Annotated in this window: 22 protein-coding genes; 11 read left to right on the top strand and 11 right to left on the bottom strand. The window is 56.9% G+C overall.

From position 1 onward, the window contains the following. Positions 1 to 7: 7 nt before the first annotated feature. The 6 genes from K5E19_RS03240 to K5E19_RS03265 form a co-directional block, all read right to left on the bottom strand. Positions 8 to 607 (bottom strand): NAD(P)H-dependent oxidoreductase, encoded by a 600-nt coding sequence (locus K5E19_RS03240; protein WP_221549947.1) that lies wholly within the window; start codon positions 605 to 607, stop codon positions 8 to 10. A gap of 74 nt (positions 608 to 681) precedes the next feature. After that, positions 682 to 1,275 (bottom strand): TetR/AcrR family transcriptional regulator, encoded by a 594-nt coding sequence (locus K5E19_RS03245; RefSeq protein ID WP_221549948.1) that lies wholly within the window; start codon positions 1,273 to 1,275, stop codon positions 682 to 684. Positions 1,276 to 1,309: 34 nt separating this feature from the next. After that, positions 1,310 to 4,399, bottom strand: coding sequence for an efflux RND transporter permease subunit (locus K5E19_RS03250; RefSeq protein WP_221549949.1), 3,090 nt, complete (start codon positions 4,397 to 4,399; stop codon positions 1,310 to 1,312). Further along, complete coding sequence (locus K5E19_RS03255; protein ID WP_221549950.1) at positions 4,396 to 5,493, bottom strand: efflux RND transporter periplasmic adaptor subunit; 1,098 nt, start codon at positions 5,491 to 5,493, stop codon at positions 4,396 to 4,398. Before K5E19_RS03255 ends, K5E19_RS03250 begins: the two co-directional genes overlap by 4 nt. Positions 5,494 to 5,568: 75 nt before the next feature. Then, the gene (locus K5E19_RS03260) at positions 5,569 to 6,183 is read right to left on the bottom strand and encodes a TetR/AcrR family transcriptional regulator (protein ID WP_042716843.1); all 615 of its coding nucleotides are present in this window, start codon (positions 6,181 to 6,183) and stop codon (positions 5,569 to 5,571) included. 210 nt (positions 6,184 to 6,393) lie between these two features. Beyond that, entirely contained in the window at positions 6,394 to 7,188 is a 795-nt protein-coding gene (locus K5E19_RS03265; protein WP_221549951.1) for an SDR family oxidoreductase, read from the bottom strand. Between the two features lie 96 nt (positions 7,189 to 7,284). Here K5E19_RS03265 and K5E19_RS03270 point away from each other — a divergent pair, with 96 nt between their 5' ends. Continuing rightward, positions 7,285 to 7,653, top strand: a complete 369-nt coding sequence (locus K5E19_RS03270) for a MerR family transcriptional regulator (RefSeq protein ID WP_221549952.1) — start codon at positions 7,285 to 7,287, stop codon at positions 7,651 to 7,653. Between the two features lie 209 nt (positions 7,654 to 7,862). On the opposite strand, the gene K5E19_RS03275 is transcribed toward K5E19_RS03270, so the two are convergent. Further along, the gene (locus tag K5E19_RS03275) at positions 7,863 to 8,330 is read right to left on the bottom strand and encodes a nuclear transport factor 2 family protein (protein WP_059354822.1); all 468 of its coding nucleotides are present in this window, start codon (positions 8,328 to 8,330) and stop codon (positions 7,863 to 7,865) included. A gap of 104 nt (positions 8,331 to 8,434) precedes the next feature. Here K5E19_RS03275 and K5E19_RS03280 point away from each other — a divergent pair, with 104 nt between their 5' ends. Next, a complete protein-coding gene (locus K5E19_RS03280; protein ID WP_221549953.1) occupies positions 8,435 to 9,019 on the top strand; it encodes a TetR/AcrR family transcriptional regulator in 585 nt (194 codons plus the stop codon). 269 nt (positions 9,020 to 9,288) lie between these two features. Here K5E19_RS03280 and K5E19_RS03285 read toward each other — a convergent pair whose 3' ends face one another. After that, positions 9,289 to 9,876, bottom strand: coding sequence for a histidine phosphatase family protein (locus K5E19_RS03285; protein WP_260411595.1), 588 nt, complete (start codon positions 9,874 to 9,876; stop codon positions 9,289 to 9,291). Positions 9,877 to 10,073: 197 nt separating this feature from the next. Between K5E19_RS03285 and K5E19_RS03290 the strand changes: the two genes are divergently transcribed. Further along, positions 10,074 to 10,586 (top strand): GNAT family N-acetyltransferase, encoded by a 513-nt coding sequence (locus K5E19_RS03290; RefSeq protein ID WP_221549954.1) that lies wholly within the window; start codon positions 10,074 to 10,076, stop codon positions 10,584 to 10,586. On the opposite strand, the gene K5E19_RS03295 is transcribed toward K5E19_RS03290, so the two are convergent. Both K5E19_RS03295 and K5E19_RS03300 read right to left on the bottom strand, forming a co-directional pair. Further along, on the bottom strand, positions 10,567 to 11,355 hold the full coding sequence (locus tag K5E19_RS03295; RefSeq protein ID WP_221549955.1) for a hypothetical protein: 789 nt from the start codon (positions 11,353 to 11,355) through the stop codon (positions 10,567 to 10,569). The two genes, K5E19_RS03290 and K5E19_RS03295, sit on opposite strands and share 20 nt — an antisense overlap. A 1-nt stretch (position 11,356) precedes the next feature. Then, positions 11,357 to 11,554: a hypothetical protein gene (locus K5E19_RS03300; RefSeq protein WP_042715285.1), complete on the bottom strand. Its 198-nt coding sequence runs from the start codon at positions 11,552 to 11,554 to the stop codon at positions 11,357 to 11,359. Positions 11,555 to 11,811: 257 nt separating this feature from the next. On the opposite strand from K5E19_RS03300, the gene K5E19_RS03305 reads away from it, so the two are divergent. From K5E19_RS03305 to K5E19_RS03340, 8 genes are read left to right on the top strand one after another with little or no spacing between them, the layout of a single operon-like run. After that, positions 11,812 to 12,246, top strand: a complete 435-nt coding sequence (locus K5E19_RS03305; protein WP_221549956.1) for a nuclear transport factor 2 family protein — start codon at positions 11,812 to 11,814, stop codon at positions 12,244 to 12,246. Then, positions 12,243 to 12,962, top strand: a complete 720-nt coding sequence (locus tag K5E19_RS03310) for an SDR family NAD(P)-dependent oxidoreductase (RefSeq protein ID WP_221549957.1) — start codon at positions 12,243 to 12,245, stop codon at positions 12,960 to 12,962. The genes K5E19_RS03305 and K5E19_RS03310 overlap by 4 nt, the downstream gene beginning before the upstream one ends. Further along, positions 12,959 to 14,218, top strand: a complete 1,260-nt coding sequence (locus K5E19_RS03315; protein WP_221549958.1) for an NAD(P)/FAD-dependent oxidoreductase — start codon at positions 12,959 to 12,961, stop codon at positions 14,216 to 14,218. Before K5E19_RS03310 ends, K5E19_RS03315 begins: the two co-directional genes overlap by 4 nt. Before the next feature lies 1 nt (position 14,219). After that, positions 14,220 to 14,942: a DUF1365 domain-containing protein gene (locus tag K5E19_RS03320; protein WP_221549959.1), complete on the top strand. Its 723-nt coding sequence runs from the start codon at positions 14,220 to 14,222 to the stop codon at positions 14,940 to 14,942. Next, positions 14,939 to 16,159 (top strand): cyclopropane-fatty-acyl-phospholipid synthase family protein, encoded by a 1,221-nt coding sequence (locus K5E19_RS03325; protein ID WP_221549960.1) that lies wholly within the window; start codon positions 14,939 to 14,941, stop codon positions 16,157 to 16,159. The genes K5E19_RS03320 and K5E19_RS03325 overlap by 4 nt, the downstream gene beginning before the upstream one ends. Beyond that, the gene (locus tag K5E19_RS03330) at positions 16,156 to 16,641 is read left to right on the top strand and encodes a DUF2878 domain-containing protein (protein ID WP_221549961.1); all 486 of its coding nucleotides are present in this window, start codon (positions 16,156 to 16,158) and stop codon (positions 16,639 to 16,641) included. Before K5E19_RS03325 ends, K5E19_RS03330 begins: the two co-directional genes overlap by 4 nt. Continuing rightward, positions 16,638 to 17,162, top strand: coding sequence for a hypothetical protein (locus tag K5E19_RS03335; RefSeq protein ID WP_221549962.1), 525 nt, complete (start codon positions 16,638 to 16,640; stop codon positions 17,160 to 17,162). The genes K5E19_RS03330 and K5E19_RS03335 overlap by 4 nt, the downstream gene beginning before the upstream one ends. Continuing rightward, positions 17,159 to 17,692 carry a DUF3833 domain-containing protein gene (locus tag K5E19_RS03340; RefSeq protein ID WP_221549963.1) on the top strand — a complete coding sequence of 178 codons (534 nt, stop codon included), beginning with the start codon at positions 17,159 to 17,161 and terminating at the stop codon, positions 17,690 to 17,692. Before K5E19_RS03335 ends, K5E19_RS03340 begins: the two co-directional genes overlap by 4 nt. Here K5E19_RS03340 and K5E19_RS03345 read toward each other — a convergent pair. Beyond that, positions 17,689 to 18,147: a DMT family transporter gene (locus K5E19_RS03345; RefSeq protein ID WP_221549964.1), complete on the bottom strand. Its 459-nt coding sequence runs from the start codon at positions 18,145 to 18,147 to the stop codon at positions 17,689 to 17,691. The two genes, K5E19_RS03340 and K5E19_RS03345, sit on opposite strands and share 4 nt — an antisense overlap. Between the last annotated feature and the right edge of the window lie 4 nt (positions 18,148 to 18,151).

Here is an 18,151-nt window from a genome sequence, read left to right on the forward strand (position 1 = left end):
GCCAGAATCATCTCAGGCTCTCGAGCCCTTGCAGGAATTCCTCCACCTGGGCAGGCGTCGCTGTATCAGCCTGGTAAAGGATATCAAGCTTCACGTTCTTTAACCCGCAGAAGCCAAATACACCTTCGATTATCTGCGTCTGAATCGCCGTCGAATAGCCGTGTTTGTCGAATCCGGTAAGATCGCTGCCGCCGGTGGCAATCAGGCGGACGGGAACATCGCGTAAATTGCCCACAATCCGGCCATCGTCGGCCACCTTATACGCCCAGTTCAGGGTCAACACCCGATCGAACCAACCTTTTAACAGTGCGGGGACTGACCACCAGTACACCGGGAAGACAAACACCAGCATATCCGCTCGCTCGACGCGCTGCTGCTCGCGCAGGATATCCCCGGGAAGCGCAGTGGGATCGCCGTGATACAAATCAAGATCGGCGCGGGTCATCGCCGGATTAAAGCCTTCAGCATGAAGATCGGCAATTTCTACCTGCGTCCCTTGCTCGCGTAACGTCGCGGCAATGCGATCCGCCACTGAATGGGATAACGAATGTTCTACAGGGTGAGCCGTCACGATCAGCGCATTATTGATGACATGTGTAGCAGACATAGCAACCTCAGCAGGGGAGTGAATTAATACTTATATTACTGTTGGTAACTTAAGTGTCAATCCGTCCCGAGCGATCATTTTGTGCCATTCGCGTAAGTCTCCAGCACGCCGGTCATGGCGCCGCAGAGCATATCCTCTGCGACGTTTCGGGCAAGCACGCCATTGCCCGCGGCGGTGCTGAGTGCATCCGCCGCGCCAATAATGGCCGTCAGTGCCGCTTCACCCTGCACGCCTTTCAGAGTGACAAAAGGGGAAAGCGCCGTGCGCAGGCAGTCTGCGCATTCGGCAACGCACGCCTCGCGGAACGTCTGCAGCGCGCGGGAGCCGGACAGCGCTGCGGCTATCGGCCCCGTTTCCGGCCCGGCGCTAATGGCGCAGTCGATATAGGCAGCGCTGAAAAAGCGGATCGTCTTCTCCAGCGTTTTGCTGTCAACCGCCAGCGTCTCGCGGAATTTTGCCAGTTGACGATCGCTGTAATCCTGGTACAGCGCCATCAGCAAGCCTTCACGATCGCCAAAGTGGTCGTAGGGGATAGGCTTTGTCACGCTGGCCCGTTCGGCCAGGTAACCCAGCGTGAGCGCCTCGGTGCCTTGCTGGCGAACAATGCCGCGAGCAACCTCCAGCAGCTGCACCCGGCGATCCTCTTTTCTTAAGCGCTTAACAACCATGATGTCCTCGTGTCGTTTATCTACCGATAGTAGTTTACACGCTTTCTCCAACAGGCTGAACGCTTTGTGCCGCAGGACGGATCCTGAACCAGATCGCATACATCGCGGGCAGGAAGACCAGCGTAATGATGGTTCCCCCTAGCGTTCCGCCGATCAGCGTCCAGGCGAGCGTTCCCCAGAATACGGAATGCGTCAGGGGAATAAAGGCCAGAACGGCGGCCAACGCCGTCAGTAAGACCGGTCTGGCACGCTGTACTGTCGCTTCGACAACCGCATGGAACGGATCGAGCCCCTCTTTCTGGTTATGATCGATTTGCCCAATAAGAATCAGCGTATTGCGCATCAGAATGCCCGAAAGGGCGATCAAGCCGACGAGGGCGTTGATGCCAAACGGCTGATTGAACAGCAGCAAGGTTGGCACCACGCCGATAAGCCCCAGCGGCGCGGTAAGAAAGACCATGACCATGGCCGACATGGAACGCACCTGCAGAATGATGATCAGGAGCGTCAGGGCAATCATAATGGGGAACAACGGCATCATTGCCCGGGTGGCTTTGCCTGATTCCTCAATCGATCCGGCCATTTCAATCCGGTATCCCGGCGGCAGTGAATCCACGATCGGCTGGAGCTGTTTCATGATGGCCGTAGACACGTCCGGTGGCTGAAGCGTTTCGTCGATATCGCCCCGCACGGTAATGGTCGGCATTCGGTCGCGACGACGGAGCAGCGGATCTTCCATTCTCACCTCAACGTCGCCAATTTGTGACAGAGGGATGCGCTGGCCCGCATTGCCGACCAGGGTAAAGCCCGCTATTTTGGCCGGATCCAGGCGAATATCACCTGCGGCGCGGCCAATCACCTCAACAGCGCGAATGTCTTCTCGTACTGACGTAATGGGAACCCCGGACAGCAGGAACTGCAACTGCTGAGCAACGGCATTCGAGGTTAAGCCGGTGGCCTGCAGGCGGTCCTGATCGAGGGTGAAATGCAGAGTGGGTACGCGCGATCCCCAGTCCGTGTTGACGGTCCGCATCATCGGGCTTGCCTCAAGCACGCCTTTCACCTTGTCAGCGATGCCGCGCAGGGTGTCGACATCGGGTCCCGACACTCGCCAGGCGACCGGGAAGGGAGAGTAGGGACCAAACACCAGCTGTGTGACGCGCACGCGCGCTTCGGGCGCGAGGCCTTCGGCGACCGCTTTCCGTAGCCGAAGCTTGAGTGCCTCACGTGATGCCGGGCTATCCGTTAACACCACTATCTTCGCAAATGACGGATCGGGTAACTCAGGTGCCATGGCCAGATAAAAGCGCGGTGAACCCTGACCGATGTACGAGGTAACAATGTTGGCTTCTGGCTGTTTCTTCAGCCAGTCTTCTATTTTCGCGGCGGCGGCGCTGGTCTGCTCAATGGATGTTCCGTAGGGCATCTGCACTTCAACCAGCACTTCGGGGCGATCTGACGTCGGGAAAAATTGTTTTTTCACCAGCCCCATGCCCAGGATCGCCAGAATAAAAATGGCGACTACTGTACCCGCCACGATCCATTTTCTGGCGATGACGCGGGTTAAGAGATGGCGAAAACGGTTATAGCGAGGCGTGCCATAGATGGCGGCATGTCCCCCTTCCACTTTGGGCATATCCGGCAGCATTTTCACGCCGAGATAGGGGGTGAAAACCACGGCGACGACCCACGACGCAATCAGCGCCAGGCCGACAATCCAGAACATATTGCTGGTGTATTCTCCCGCCGTTGACTGGGCGAAACCATTCGGCATAAAGCCAATGGCCGTTACCAGCGTACCGGCGAGCATCGGGGCCGCGGTGTGGCTCCAGGCGTAGGCGGAGGCTTTGATTCTGTCGTAGCCTTCCTCCATTTTTACCACCATCATTTCGATAGCGATGATGGCATCATCAACCAGTAAGCCCAGGGCAAGAATGAGAGAGCCCAGCGTGATGCGGTCAAAGTTAATGCCGCTGGCTTCCATCACCACAAAGACCACGGCCAGCGTCAGAGGAACCGCCGCCGCGACGACCACGCCCACACGCCAGCCCATGCTGACAAAACAGACCACCATAACGACCAGCAGGGCGACGAAGAATTTGATCATGAACTCATCCACTGACGAGCTGATGTTCACGGACTGATCGGTGACTTTTGTCAGGGTCATACCCAGAGGCAGACTGTCATTGATCCTCGTCGTTTCGGCATCGAGCGCTTTCCCCAGCGCCAGGCCGTTCCAGCCTTCACGCATTACAATACCCAGCAGCAGAGCCAGCTCATGCTGGTTACGAATTTGCAGAACAGGCGGGTCTTCATAACCTCGTTCCACCGTGGCGACGTCGGAGAGCTTGAGCGTTTTGCCCTGGGCAATAAACGGCGTATCGCGGATCTTCCGCAGGGTATCGAAAGCCCCGTCGAGGCGTATCACGATCTGCGCGCCGCGCGTCTCAATGGAACCCGCAGCCGTCAAAGCGTTCTGATTGTTCAGCGCATTGAAAATATCCTGAGGCGACAGGCCAAGCGTCGCGAGACGATCGTGAGAGAAGGAGATATAAATCCGCTCTGCCTGCTCACCGATGATATTGACTTTCTTCACGCCGGGCACGTGCAGGAGTTGCTGGCGCATGGTTTCGGCATCGCGCACGAGCAAACGCTGCGGCTCTCCTTTGGCTTTGAGCGCAAAGAGGGCAAAGGTCACATCGGCGAACTCGTCATTGATCATCGGTCCCGTCACGCCAGCAGGGAGATTTCGGCTCTCATCCCCAAGCTTTTTCCTCGCCTGATAAAACTCTTCCTGCACCTCAGAAGGCGGCGTATTGTCCTGTAATGACAGCGTGATAAAGGCCATGCCGGGACGGGTGTAGGTTTCCGTACGGTCATACCATTTCAGCTCCTGCAGGCGCTTTTCAAGCGGTTCGGCCACCTGATCCTGGATCTCCTGCGCGGTCGCGCCGGGCCACACGGCGATTGCGGTCATCTGCTTCACCGTGAAAGGCGGATCTTCGGCACGCCCAAGCCCGAAAAACGAGAGAATACCGGCAATGGTCACCAGAATAATCAAAAACAGCGTGACCGAGCGCTCGCGTACGGCAAGCGCTGACAGGTTGAAGCGTCCTTCGCTCATGGCTGACTCTCCGAACGCTGTTGAGCGAGGCGGACCACTTCGCCTTCATGCAGAAGATGCACCCCTAACGCGACAATCTTTTCACCGGGCGTCACACCGCCCGTTACCTGGGCGGAATCATCGCTCACGCCAAGCACCTTGACGGGCTGCCAGCTCACTCTGGCGGGTTGAGTCGAGATCCGCCAGACGCCAGGCCCTTTGCCCGCATCGTAGAGCGACGCAAGGGGAACCTGCATGACCTGGTTTTTCTCTTGATTACTCCCTATGTTCAGCGTGACGGTTGCACCCAGCGGCGCGTCCGCCAGCGCACCTGCCAGTACATACCGCGCCTCATAGGTGCGGGTGGTGGCATCGGCGGAATCGGAAAGCAGACGAAGCGTTGCGGTTACGGGCTGTTGTTCGTTGCCATAGCGAGTCGCCAGCGCTTCGCTACCGACGACGGGACGCAGGGTCTCAGGAAGCTGTACCAGCGCCTCACGTTGCCCCGCTCGGGCGAGGCGAATAACGGCCTGTCCGGCGCTCACGACCTGACCTGGCTCAGCGAACGTCTCCATCACCACGCCGTCTGAATCGGCCAACAGTACGGCATAGCCCGTCGCGTTTTGCGCGACGTTGGCCTGCGCCCTGGCGGCACTAAGCTCCGCTCTGGCCGTATCGGCCGCCGCTTTAATCTGGTCGTACTCGGAGGCAGACACTGCGCCCGTGGCAACAAGACTCCGGTAGCGCGCTTCGTCACCGATCGCTTTTCTTGCACGCGCCTGGGCGGCATCCACCGTCCGCTGCTGCGCCTGCGCCTGTAACGTCAGGTCAACAGGATCGAGGCGCATTAAAGGCTGGCCTTTTTTTACGCTCTGGCCTGTATCAACCAGGCGCTCAAGGATTTTGCCCTGAACCCTGAAGCCGAGATCGCTTTGCGTTCTGGCAACCACCACGCCGGTAAACGCGCGGGAAGCCTCGTTCGCGCGTTCTACGGACGCGGATCTGACGAGCGGTGGGTGCGTGCGCGGATCGTCACTCGCCGCGTTATCGCCGCAGGCCGCGAGGGCCAACGGCAGGAGAGAAACGATACAACGGGCTGAAGTAAGCCTGAGCATGGGAAACCCTTATTAAAATAACAGGACAGTTTCCGCATTCTCAGGCTAGTGACCAATAATGTCAATGGTCACAAATCAGGGAGCCAGGCTTCTTAAAATCAGTGAGGGGAGAAGGATCGCAGCAGTGGGCGCGGTTTCGAGATTGTATTGCAGTTCAATGGGGTTAATGAAAGGACACATCACCATATAGATCGCGAGCGTAGCCTCATCGAGCGGGGTTTTTCTTTCGAACTCCCCGGCCTGCCTGCCTTCAACAATAATGCTCTCAATCAGTTTTAACAGGTGTTCTGAATACCTTTCAGTTGAAGGCCATTTTTCCCGCGCGGCAACGGCGGCGATGTCGTAAAGCTTACGATCGTGGAAAAACAGTTCGCTTCCCGCCTCGGTGAGCGCCCTGAAGAGACGACGTATTTTCTCGCTGGCGGAGGGCGCATCGGCGAGCGCCGAATGCACTGCGGTCATGATCAGTTCCAGACGGTTAGCGCAGATGACCTCGCCGATAGCCTGTTTGGAGTCAAAAAATTTATAAATGTAGGACTTTGAAAAACCAATGGATTTAGCCAGTTCGGCGACGGTGGTTTTTTCATAGCCGTAGTGACCGAAGTGCTCAAACGCCGCTTCGACGATCTGCTCTCGGACGGAGTGGTCAAGTGGACCACGTGTTACTGGGACGTTCAAATTTTTAGTCATTTTTTAAGCTTAGCGTGACAGGCTTCGAATGACAACGAGTGACCATTTCGTAATTTGGTTACACGCGTTTTCGTCATGAATCCTTCAGACGGGACGATAAATCAGATGGGGTAAGTGTATCACTGTTTTTCGCGCGCAATGGCATCTATCTGACAGTGATATGCGAGGGTTTCAGCGCAGTTCCTCTGCGCTGAAACGCGAATTTTTTGGTTAAGCAGAACGTGGACGGAGTATTTTTTCAACGATGAGCACCAGGCGCTGACGGGTCACGAAGCGGTGTAGCTGCCCCAGTAGCCAGTTACCGAATCCGGCGATCAGGGTGTTGCGGTTAGTATCGACAGCCTGTAACGCCTGGGCGACCACTTTATCAGCAGGCATTCTTTTCCCCACCGAGGCTTCATCGGCATTCACCACATCAAAAAAGGCCGTATCCGTTGCGCCTGGACAAAGCGCCAGGACGCGGATGCCCTTCGAACGGTATTCACCCCACAGCGCATTTGAAAACGAGAGCAGGAAGGCCTTGGTAGCGCCATAAATTGCCATATAGGGATCCGGCTGCATCGCGGCGGTTGAGGCAACATTAATAATCACCCCGAAGCCTTTCTGCAGCATTCCCGGCAGCATGGCGTGCGTCAGTTCCACGGGAGCCAGACAGTTCAGGTTAATTTCATCACGCTGCCGATCGATAGACAGCTTTTCGAATGGCCCATAGGTGGCGAACCCGGCGCAATTGATCAAAACGTCGGGATAATGTCTTAAGGTTTCCAGCCGCGCCGCAATGTGGGGAATGGCTTCCGATTTCGCCAAATCCTGCACGATGACGGTGACGGATACGCCATGCTTTCTGACTAACTCTGCTGCAAGCGCCTGCAGCTTTGCCTCGGAGCGGGCGATCAGGATCAATGCCGCGCCGCGGGCAGCGAGTTGTCTGGCGAACTCACGCCCCATTCCGGAAGACGCCCCGGTAACCAGCGCTGTTTTTCCTGTATAATCAAAAGAATTCATATCTTTAATCCCGTTTCCCTCATATGTGCCGCACAGGATAAACCGTGCACTTAGGTACAGGGTCAAGCGTGATTTTTACAAGGTGAGGGCAACGCGATGCGAATTGGTGAGCTGTGTGCGAAAACGGGATTGTCGAAAGAGACCGTCCGTTACTATGAGCGGCAAGGGCTGTTAGAGAATATCCCGCAACCCAACCGCAGCAATAACTACAAAGTCTATTCGGCCGTTGATTTACAGCGGTTGAACATGATCAAGCATGCCAAAATGCTGGGTTTTACCCTAGCCGAGATTTCAGAGGTTTTAGCGGTCTGGGTTGACGACAAATTTACCGCCGAGCAAAAACAAGCGTCTCTGCACCGTAAGCTGCAGCAGCTTGAAGAGAAAGAAGCGGCGTTAATTGAACTCAGAGCCAGGATAAAAAACGCCATTAGCAAGGTCGGCCAGCCTTGTGTCGATGCGTTTTAATCGGCGGGTGAGAGGAGGCCGCAAAAACGATGCGGCCTTATATTTCAGGCAGCCAGTTCAGGCATCTGTTCCTTCACGAAATTTAACACCTTACTCGCGTCCAAAGATGCATAGGGCAGGCTCTCAATAATGGTGATAGAACGCGTATTACCCACCGATTCTTTTATCTCATCGAGTTTGTACTGGATGTGCGCTATCTCTTAATAAAGCTATAATCCCAGATCGCTCAGAGAAGGGTGATCGTCCGGGCGTCTGCCCAGCGGCCAGTGGAAAAGCCGCTCTGATTCTTTTATCGGCATATCGTTGACGCAGGCAAAGCGGCGCTTCATCAGTCCGTCCGGCTCAAACTCCCAGTTTTCATTGCCGTAGGAACGGAACCAGTTGCCGGAATCATCATGCCATTCATAGGCATAGCGCACCGCGATCCGGTTATCCGTAAATGCCCAGAGCTCTTTAATCAGACGATAGTCCAGCTCTTTTTTCCATTTACGCTCCAGAAACGCCTGGGCCTCTTCACGGTTGGTGGCGAACTCTGCGCGGTTGCGCCATTGGGTATCCAGCGTATAGGCAAGCGCGACTTTTGCCGGGTCGCGGCTGTTCCAGCCATCTTCCGCCAGCCTGACTTTTTCGATGGCGCTTTCGCGAGTGAAGGGCGGTAAAGGAGGACGTGTGTTCATAGCGATTACCTCTGGGTGATATAATGTAGACAGGTCTGTCTACATGCGGTAATCTATGCCTGTAAAATAACGCTGTCAACATCCGTTTTGAGGCTACTAAAAAAATGAAAACAGAACCCGCAGGCAACGATACTAAAATTAGCGTCAGAGATAAGATATTACTCACGGCGCACGATCTGTTTTATTCCACAGGCTTCAGGGCGACGGGCGTGGACACGCTGATTAAATCGTCAAAAGTGACTAAGGTGACTTTCTACCGTCATTTTCCGAGTAAAAGCTTACTTATTCTCGCCTATTTACGCTATCGGCATGAAATATGGCTTAGCTGGTTTGAGACCACGCTGCGTCGACATCTCGATGAAGGCAAAATGCCGTCTGATGCAATATCTGCAACGCTTTATGAATGGTTTACTTCGCCCGAGTTCCACGGTTGCGCGTTTATTAATGCCAGCGCAGAGGCAAAGTCGGAAGATATTGAAAGCGAAATAAAAGAGATATGCCGCAATCATAAATGCGAAACAAAGAACGCTATTGCCTTGCTGACGAAAATCGCTGATGAGCGCGTCGTCAATGAGATCATGCTGCTCGTGGACGGCGCAATTATTCATGCGCAAATGGGCATGGATACGGATGAGGTCATCACTCCGTTGAAGAGGGCACTAGCCGCAGCGTTATTAGGGGGAAAATAATGTTTACCCCTGCGACGACTGGCAAACGCCCGCAACATAACAACACTTAGTGTTGAACAACCTTCACATCGGGAATGAGAAAATGGCCTATAACCGCACTTTCGCACTCGATATTAGCTGGAAAAGTCCTCATCCGCGTACATGCTATGCAGTCGGCAAGTATGCCGGGATGCTCATCCGCATGCGCGTCTGTTCGATTGCGTTATTCTTGACCAGATGTTATGACCCCATTGCTGAGGTTGAAAAATCCTCGGCGTCAGTTGGTGCCGTTACATAAGGCTGTAAACCCCCGCTCCCCAGTAACCCTTACCCTGACGAGTCTGCTCTTTCCAGCCTGATGCGATCAGTTCTTTTGCAATAAACCGATTGATGATCCCATGCCCCATGAGCAAGATGGGGCCATCGGAGGCCTTAGCCGCCGTCACGAGGATCTCAGCCGCCTTAGCGGCACGTTTTTTTGCGACGCTTACGCACTCTGCTTCGCCAGACAGGCCGCAGAGCCAAAGAACGCGAAACAGTGACGCCCAGTAAAAAGGCGACAACCGTAACCCTGGGATACGAAATACCGGCAGTTCCGCTTCCCGAAAAACCTCATCAACTAAGCCCGGCTCACACTCCAGCGTTTTCAGCGATGAAAGGGCTCGCGGGAGAGGGCTGCTGAGGAAAGCGAGCGCGCGGTACGCCTGGATTTGCGCCATTTCAGGCGGCCTGTCGCTGCCCGCCGAAGAGAGGTTGTAGCTGTCGATCCACTCCGCCATTTCCCTGCACGAGACCTTTGGCGCGCCCCTGTAATGGGGTTCTCCATGCCGCATCAAAATAATTTCCATACGTTTTAATCGCGAGTCCTGACCTTCCATTCATCACAGCCAGACTAGCGCGAACTGGTGAGCGTTTTCACCCACCCATTTTGGTGTGTCAGGGCGAGATCCATCACCCGCGGGCTGTACTTAACGTCGTTCACCGCAATAATATATGTCGCAAGAATTTAACTATTTTTTGTCTTTCTCGTTTCGCGCGGCATCACACGTAAAGCGGGTTAGTAAGGATACCCTCCATGTCTCTTCGAATTCGACAGGCCACCGGGGCCGATTCAACGCTTTTAAGCGAGCTGGGATACCGAATCTATCCCGCCCATTTTCAGCATCTGTGGGTGTCAGACGCAGAGATGAAGGGTTTTCTGGACGGCGAGTACGCGCTTTCCGTACTTGAACAGAGCCTGAAAGATAACGCTGTTTCCTGGTATGTTGCCGAGACCGATCGGCCAGTGGGATTCATGAAAGTGACCTGGGAAGCCATGCTCCCGGAAACGGACAAGAAGGGCGTTCTTCTGAACAAGCTCTACCTCGATCCCGCCGAGACTGGCAGGAACTATGGTCAGGTGATGTTCAACAGCATCACCGACATGGCGCGGAGCAGGGGGAAAGACTATCTCTGGCTGGAAGTGCTTGAGCAGAACGCGGGAGCGTTCCGGTTCTACCAGAAGCAGGGCATGCTCTGCGTTAAGAACGTCCTTTTCGAAACCGCTTCACAGCAGAGCATACTCAGGATTATGGGGATGTCTCTTTAGGGCAAGGGCTCTCGTCGCGCTGTGCCAGCGATAACGCGCTGGCGCTGGCGGGGTCGAACAGCGAGATGCTTTCAATCTGATTGAGTAAAATCACCTTCCGGAATGACATGGCGCTGCGGGGTTCAGAGTCGAGCGTAATGTCATGCTCCGCATACCACTTGCTGTAGTTATTCTCGATGCGCAGATTCATCGTCTTCGCGTCTCTGTATCCGCTTAACATCGGGATCAGCACGATATTGGCCGTTTTTTCATATTCCAGCGTCGCGGTGTGGATCATGCCGACGTAAATTCGCCTCGACCGAAGCGTGACCTGCGCCAGCTCGCCTTCCTCCATGCACTGATAGAGCACCTGTTCAATACCGCTTGACTGCGCAAGGCGCTTGTAGAGCTTTTTCCTGCCTTCACCGTCCAGCCGCGCGCTGCCTGCCCAGTTAGAGCGGTAGAGGCAAAACAGGATGGCAAACGCCAGCATCACGACCACCGGTGCCTGAATACCTAAAAAGCTCCAGTTCATAAAGTCGATTTGCCAGTCTGTATATTTCGGTGAGGCAAAGTGAAAAGCGTTGTTGGCGGCGGAAAGGGTGAGTAGCACCAGCCAGAGCAGACCGGTAGCGATTACGCCCTGAAGAACAAAAATACAGCCGTACAGCGCCACAAGGAAATAGACGTCCCAGCCGAAGGAACGCTTGATTTTAAAGCGGGTGGACAGGTCGCGGCTGGTGTACCAGTACCCGCACACCATCAGCACCATAAAGATTGCCGTTCCCATATCAGGCCCTCTTCAGCGCGTCGACGTGACGCAGAAAATCCTGCCGTACCTCGTTGCTTTTGTAGTTCACCGAGGCGTTCCCGTCCTGGTCGATAATGATGCGATCGCCATCTTCGACGGCTTCAATGATTTCCTGCTGGCTCATTACCTGGAGCAATGACTCAGGGCTGGAGAACAGAGAGAGAAAGAAGCGTTTCATGTCAGGCATCCTTATGAATAAAAAGGATAAGCCTGGAAGAAGACCGGTGAGTTTGCCTTAAGGATATCCTGAAAGTTAAGGCCGGGTGGCGGCTATGCCTTACATGACCTACAAAAGCCACGTTCTTTACTCATTTTAACGCATTGATAGTTAAACAGAATAAAAAATAGATCACCACAAACTTGGACAAATAACACTAATTGTGTAAGTTTTAATTATGCGATTACGCCACGTTATTTACAGCCAGGATGTGACCCATGAGCACGTTGCCCGCCGTTGTCAGTCGGTTTGTTGATTACTACACCACGCTGGACGCTCAGCCGCCGTCGGCGCTGGTAGGGCTTTATCACCCGGATGCCACGCTTATCGATCCGTTTGGCAAACACAAAGGGCTTTTTGCGCTCCAGCGCTATTTCACCCATTTGCTGGCGAACGTCGAAGACTGCCGTTTTACCATTGATACCCCCCTTCTGAGCGAACGCCGGTTTGTTGTGACCTGGACAATGCACTGGTCGCACCCGCGCATTGCCGGGGGAGAGCCGCTCGACCTGCCGGGCTGTTCAGTGGTGGACACGGAAAACGATCTCATCACCTGTCAGCGCGACTACTACGACGCGGGGGAGATGATCTACGAACACCTTCCTCTGCTGGGCTGGGCGGTACGCGGCGTGAAGCGGAGGGTCAAATCATGAAAACGGTACTGATTACCGGGGCAAGCTCGGGCATTGGCGCCGGGCTGGCGAATTCCTTTGCCGCTGACGGCTACCGGGTTATTGCCTGCGGGCGAGATGCGTCGCGTCTGGACGCTCTCCAGTTGCACAGTCCGAACATCACGGTGCGCCGCTTCGACATGACAGACAGGGACGCCTGTCGCCAGGCGTTGAAGGACTGTAATGCCGAACTGGCGATCCTCTGCGCCGGTACATGTGAATACCTCGATGGTGGCGTGGTGGATGCCGCGCTGGTGGAGCGGGTGATGAACACCAATTTCCTCGGCCCGGTGAACTGCCTCGCCGCGCTTCAGCCGCAGCTGGCTGCTGGTCATCGCGTGGTATTGGTCAGTTCGATGGCGCACTGGCTTCATTTTCCGCGAGCCGAAGCCTACGGCGCGTCCAAAGCCGCGCTCACCTGGTTCGCCGACACGCTGCGTCTGGACTGGGAGCCGAAAGGGATTGGCGTAACCGTGGTTTCTCCAGGGTTTGTGGATACGCCGCTGACCCAAAAAAATGATTTTGCCATGCCGGGCAGAGTGACCGTTGACGAGGCCGTGAATGCAATACGCGCCGGGCTGGCGAAGAATAAAAACCATATTGCGTTCCCTTCCGGGTTCGGCCTGATCCTGCGGCTGCTCTCACGGCTTCCGGCCCTGATCCAGAACGCGCTGCTGCGCAGGATGGTGCGCTCATGAAAATCGCGATTATCGGCAGCGGTATTGCCGGGCTGACCTGCGCCTGGCGTCTGGCGGGCCATCATCAGGTGACCCTGTTTGAAGCGGGCGCCACGCCCGGCGGTCATACGGCAACGGTTGACGTGACGACGCCACAGGGCACATACGCGATCGACACCGGGTTTATCGTCTATAACGACCGCACCTATCCGCGCTTTATGGGCCTGCTCAGCGAGCTGGGCATCAGCGGCCAAAAAACGCAGATGAGCTTTTCGGTGCACAACCCGGCGACGGGGCTGGAGTACAACGGACATACGCTGACGTCGCTGTTTGCCCAGCGCCGAAACCTGGTGAATCCGGCATTCTGGCGGCTGCTCGGTGAGATCGTGCGCTTCAATCGTCTGGCAAAACAGGCGCTGGACGGGGAGGTGGACCCTGACGCCACGCTGGAGACGTTTCTGGAACAGCACGGCTTCACGCCGTTTTTTGCCCGCCATTACATTCTGCCGATGGGGGCCGCCATCTGGTCATCATCATTGCAGGAGATGAAGCGTTTCCCGCTGCCGCTCTTTTTGCGCTTCTTTCACCACCACGGCCTGCTGGATATTACCCATCGGCCGCAGTGGTACGTTGTGCCCGGCGGCTCGCGGGAGTACATCCGCGCGATGCTCGCCAGGCTCGGCAATCGCCTGACCTTGCACCTGAACGCGCCGGTGCAGCAGGTGATTCGCCATGATCGCGGTGTGACGATCCAGCTGGACGACGCGAGCCATTCGTTCGATCAGGTGATTTTTGCCTGCCATTCCGGGCAGGCGCTGGCGATGCTGGACGAGCCGACGCCCGCAGAGCGTGATGTGCTGGGGGATATCGGCTGGCAGCGCAACGAGGTGGTTTTACACAGCGACAGGCGCTGGCTGCCGGTGCGCGAGCGCGCGTGGGCGAGCTGGAACTATCGCCTGAGTGAACGTGACCAGGCCAGCGCCTGCGTCACGTACAACATGAACATTTTGCAGGGGCTGCCTGAAGGGAGTCCGCTGTTCTGCGTCACGCTGAACCCTGAAACGCCGGTTGATGAACGCTTCGTTCTGAAGCGCTTTATCTATGAGCACCCGCTGTTCAACCCTAAAAGCTGGCGCGCACAGGCGCGTCGCGGGGAGATCAACGGTCATAACCGGAGCTGGTTCTGCGGGGCATACTGGTACAACGGTTTTCATGAAGACGGAGTGCGCAGCGCGCTGGACGTGATCAATGCGATAGCCGCCGGGGAGGGGAACTGAGATGAACAGCTGCCTCTACCACGGCGTATTGCGCCACCGCCGCCTTCAGCCGACAACCCACGACTTCCGCTACAGCGTCTTTATGGCCTGGCTGGATCTCGATGAACTGGAAACATTGCCCTCGGTCGGGGTACGCCGTAACCGCTTTGCTGCCGCTTCGTTCCACGACGCGGACTATCCGCTCGGCACGCCGCTCAAAGAGAACGTGCTGAGCAGGCTGGAAAGCCTGACCGGGGAGCGCCTGAACGGGCGCGTGATGCTCCTGACGCAGCTGCGCTACTTCGGGTTCCATTTTAACCCAGTCAATTTTTACTACTGCTATGACCAACACAGCGCGCTTCTCTGGGTGCTCGCCGAGGTGCGCAACACGCCGTGGAACGAGCGGCACTACTACGCGGTAGACGGGCAGAACGCCCGGCCCACGGCGAAAGCGTTTCACGTTTCGCCCTTCAACCCGATGGATATGGTTTACCACTGGCGCTTCAACAACCCGGACAACACGCTGCATATGCACATTGAAAATCATCAGGAAGCGAAGGTCTTTGACGCCACGCTGGCGCTGCGCCGGGAGCCTTTGACGCGCCCCGCGCTGCGCTCGCTGCTGCTGCGCATTCCGCTGATGACCCTGAAAACCGTTTTCGCCATTTACTGGCAGGCGCTGCGGCTGTGGCTCAAGCGCGTGCCGCTGTATAACCATCCCGTCAGCAGGAGTGAACGCTCATGACCGATCCCGTCTTTGCGCTAGAACCCGATATCCCGCGCAACGTCCGCATCGCGCGCTGGCTGCTTTTTCGGCTGCTAAGCGGCATTCGCGGCGGCTCGCTTACGCTGCGTGAAGGGGCGCAGACCTTTCATTTTGGTGAGACATCTGCCGCGCTGCATGCCGACGTGCAGATCCTCACGCCTGGCCTTTACTGGCGCATCTTAATGGGCGGCAGCCTCGCGGCGGCGGAGGCCTGGATGGACGGCGAATGGGAAACCGCGCACCTGACGCCGCTTCTGGAGCTGCTGGCGCTCAACGGCGAGGTGCTTGGCCGTCTGGAGAACGGGTTTCGCCTGCTCGGCAGGCCGCTGGAGCGGCTGCGCCACTGGACGCGGCGTAACTCCCGCATGCAGGCACGCGAAAATATTGCCGCCCATTACGACCTGGGCAACACCTTTTATGCCCATTTTCTGGATAAAGAGCTGCTCTATTCCAGCGCGCTGTTCACCGCTGACGAGCAGGATCTCACCGCGGCCCAGCAGGCCAAAATGGCGCGCCTGTGCGACCAGCTGGCGCTTAACGCGGGCGACCACCTGCTGGAAATTGGCACCGGCTGGGGGGCGATGGCGGAGTATGCGGCCCGTCACTACGGCTGCCGGGTCACCACCACCACGTTGTCGCAGGAGCAGTATATCTGGGCGACCGAGCGTATCGCCCGCGCCGGGTTGCAGGATCGCGTTGAGGTGCTGCTTTGCGACTATCGCGACCTCACCGGGCAGTACGACAAGCTGGTGTCGATAGAGATGATTGAAGCCGTCGGTCAACGCTATCTGCCCACGTTCTTCCGTACCTGCCAGGCGCGGCTGCGCCCGGGGGGACGAATGGCGATTCAGGCCATCACCATTCAGGACCAGCGCTATCGCGACTACAGCAAAAGCGTCGATTTTATCCAGCGCTACATTTTCCCCGGCGGCTTCCTGCCGAGCGTCACCGCCATGAACGAACTGATGACGAGCCACACCGATTTCGTGGTGCGCAACCTCTTCGACATGGGGCCGGACTACGCCCGCACGCTGGCCCACTGGCGGCAGCGCTTTGTCCACGCCTGGCAGGAGATTGAAACGCTCGGCTTTGACGAACGCTTCCGCCGGATGTGGCTCTATTACTTTGGCTACTGCGAAGCCGGGTTTAACGCCCGCACCATCAGCGTGGTGCAGCTGACAGCGGAACGCGTATGAGACGTTACGTGCAGGTGTTCCTGATGGCGATTGCGTTCGATCTCTACTGGACGCTGGTGGTGCTCTTTCGCGAGCGGGGGCTGGTTGTCTGGCTCGCGCTGGCGATCCTTGCCTGCCTGATGCTGCCGCCTGCACACCGTATTTTCGCCATTTTGCTGGCGGCCGCGGGCAGCCTGCTGGACGCCCTCTGGGCGGCAACGGGGCTGATTGCCTTCGCGGGCGACTCGCTGATGCCCCTGTGGATGGTGGCGCTGTGGCTGATGTTCGCCACCGTCTGGACCCGGCTGACGTGCACCACCACCTTGCCGGGCTGGATCTTAACGCTGCTGGCGACCGTCGGCGGGCCCGTGGCGTACCTTATCGGCGAGCGGCTGGGGGCAATTACGTTCCTGGAGCCTGGCTTTATCGTCGTCAGCTGGATGGCGCCGGGCTGGCTGGTATTAATGCTGTTTTTCCACCTGCTGATGGGGAGACAACAATGAAAACTCTGCTGATGCTAATCTGCCTGACCATCATGGCACCGGCCGCGCACGCCGCCGACTGGCTAAGCTGGCGCAAAGTGGGCAGCGCCACGCTCACCTGGGGGCCTTTCACCGTCTACACCTCGCAGCTGCTGACGCCGGATGGACGCTACGCGGGCGAAAACAGGGATCAGGCGCTGGTCATTACCTATGCGCGCGACATCGACCGGAAGGATCTGGTCGAGGCGACGCGCGATCAGTGGCAGGCGCAGGGAATTTTGCAGCAGGAGCCGCTGAGCGAAGCATGGCTTCGCAGGCTGGAATCGCTCTGGCCGGATGTCAGGGCGGGCGCGCAGCTGGCGTTTGTGCTTAAAAACCAGCAGGGACAGTTCTGGTACCGCGCGCCTGACGCGCAGACAGGTTTCACTCCACTGGGGCCACCGCAGTCCGCCGCCTTAAGCTCGCGCTTTCTGGCCATCTGGCTCGACCCCCGCACGCAATATCCTGAGCTGCGTCAGCAGTTAATCGGAGGCCAAAAATGAAACGTTTCCTGATGATGGCGCTGGCATTCACGATGCTGCTGGCGGGCTGCAGCACGGAGGTGGCCGAGTATCGCCAGCAGCAGCCGCGGCTTGATATCTTCAATTACTTCCAGGGTAAAACCGAAGCGTGGGGCATGGTGCAGGATCGCAGCGGTAAGCAGATCCGCCGTTTCCACGTTGAAATTGCCGGGGACGTGATCGGCGATACGCTGACGCTCAACGAGCACTTTGTTTACGACGATGGCGAGAAGCAGCAGCGGGTCTGGCACATCCGCCGCGTGGGGAACGATCGCTACGAGGGAACGGCAGGGGATATTGAAGGGGTTGCCACGGGGCAGGCCGCAGGCAACGCCTTCAACTGGCATTACAGCATGAACGTGACGGCCAATGGCAAAACCTGGCTGCTGCACTTTGACGACTGGATGTACCTGCAGGATGAGACGCATCTGTTTAACAAAACCGAGATGAAGAAATTTGGCGTCACCGTCGCCACGGTGACGCTGTTCTTTACCCGTAAGACCTCGGCTTAGTCGCGGACGCTGCCGGTTTTGCTGCTGGAGTAAATGAAGTACAGGGCAATCCCCAGGCACACCACCGCGCCCAGACGGCTCAGAGAAAACGGAATGGCGTGATTGCCCAGCCAGCCAAAGTTATCAATCAGCATGCTCATGGCGAGCTGGCCGAAGATCACCGCTACCGTAGCGACGGCGGTGCCGATCCGCTGTACGGCGAGCACCATTATCACGATATAGGGCACGCCAAACATCGCGCCGAGGAGCTGCCATTTCGGCACGTCCAGTAGCGTGACCGCCTGCTTAGGCTCAAAGAAGAAAATGAGCAGGGCGGTCACCAGTGCGCCGACGGAAAACGTCAGAAACGCGCTTTTAAATACGCCCACGCTGCTGCCGAGCTGCCCGTTGATCGCGGCCTGAATGCTCAGCGTCGCGCCGCCGCAGACGGCCAGTAGAATCATCATCAGTGTCATACGT

It is taken from the genome of Enterobacter sp. RIT637, assembly GCF_019718755.1.
In the GTDB taxonomy this organism is placed as follows: Bacteria; Pseudomonadota; Gammaproteobacteria; order Enterobacterales; family Enterobacteriaceae; genus Enterobacter.

Bases quoted from the DNA above. Each gene is read 5' to 3' on its own strand.
- K5E19_RS03315 (WP_221549958.1), top strand. From the start codon at position 12,959: ATGAAAATCGCGATTATCGGCAGCGGTATTGCCGGGCTGACCTGCGCC.
- K5E19_RS03310 (WP_221549957.1), top strand. From the start codon at position 12,243: ATGAAAACGGTACTGATTACCGGGGCAAGCTCGGGCATTGGCGCCGGG.
- K5E19_RS03280 (WP_221549953.1), top strand. From the start codon at position 8,435: ATGAAAACAGAACCCGCAGGCAACGATACTAAAATTAGCGTCAGAGAT.
- K5E19_RS03300 (WP_042715285.1), bottom strand. From the start codon at position 11,554: ATGAAACGCTTCTTTCTCTCTCTGTTCTCCAGCCCTGAGTCATTGCTC.
- K5E19_RS03330 (WP_221549961.1), top strand. From the start codon at position 16,156: ATGAGACGTTACGTGCAGGTGTTCCTGATGGCGATTGCGTTCGATCTC.
- K5E19_RS03320 (WP_221549959.1), top strand. From the start codon at position 14,220: ATGAACAGCTGCCTCTACCACGGCGTATTGCGCCACCGCCGCCTTCAG.
- K5E19_RS03270 (WP_221549952.1), top strand. From the start codon at position 7,285: ATGCGAATTGGTGAGCTGTGTGCGAAAACGGGATTGTCGAAAGAGACC.
- K5E19_RS03290 (WP_221549954.1), top strand. From the start codon at position 10,074: ATGTCTCTTCGAATTCGACAGGCCACCGGGGCCGATTCAACGCTTTTA.
- K5E19_RS03285 (WP_260411595.1), bottom strand. From the start codon at position 9,876: ATGGAAGGTCAGGACTCGCGATTAAAACGTATGGAAATTATTTTGATG.
- K5E19_RS03275 (WP_059354822.1), bottom strand. From the start codon at position 8,330: ATGAACACACGTCCTCCTTTACCGCCCTTCACTCGCGAAAGCGCCATC.
- K5E19_RS03260 (WP_042716843.1), bottom strand. From the start codon at position 6,183: ATGACTAAAAATTTGAACGTCCCAGTAACACGTGGTCCACTTGACCAC.
- K5E19_RS03255 (WP_221549950.1), bottom strand. From the start codon at position 5,493: ATGCTCAGGCTTACTTCAGCCCGTTGTATCGTTTCTCTCCTGCCGTTG.
- K5E19_RS03265 (WP_221549951.1), bottom strand. From the start codon at position 7,188: ATGAATTCTTTTGATTATACAGGAAAAACAGCGCTGGTTACCGGGGCG.
- K5E19_RS03345 (WP_221549964.1), bottom strand. From the start codon at position 18,147: ATGACACTGATGATGATTCTACTGGCCGTCTGCGGCGGCGCGACGCTG.
- K5E19_RS03335 (WP_221549962.1), top strand. From the start codon at position 16,638: ATGAAAACTCTGCTGATGCTAATCTGCCTGACCATCATGGCACCGGCC.
- K5E19_RS03295 (WP_221549955.1), bottom strand. From the start codon at position 11,355: ATGGGAACGGCAATCTTTATGGTGCTGATGGTGTGCGGGTACTGGTAC.
- K5E19_RS03325 (WP_221549960.1), top strand. From the start codon at position 14,939: ATGACCGATCCCGTCTTTGCGCTAGAACCCGATATCCCGCGCAACGTC.
- K5E19_RS03340 (WP_221549963.1), top strand. From the start codon at position 17,159: ATGAAACGTTTCCTGATGATGGCGCTGGCATTCACGATGCTGCTGGCG.
- K5E19_RS03305 (WP_221549956.1), top strand. From the start codon at position 11,812: ATGAGCACGTTGCCCGCCGTTGTCAGTCGGTTTGTTGATTACTACACC.
- K5E19_RS03250 (WP_221549949.1), bottom strand. From the start codon at position 4,399: ATGAGCGAAGGACGCTTCAACCTGTCAGCGCTTGCCGTACGCGAGCGC.
- K5E19_RS03245 (WP_221549948.1), bottom strand. From the start codon at position 1,275: ATGGTTGTTAAGCGCTTAAGAAAAGAGGATCGCCGGGTGCAGCTGCTG.
- K5E19_RS03240 (WP_221549947.1), bottom strand. From the start codon at position 607: ATGTCTGCTACACATGTCATCAATAATGCGCTGATCGTGACGGCTCAC.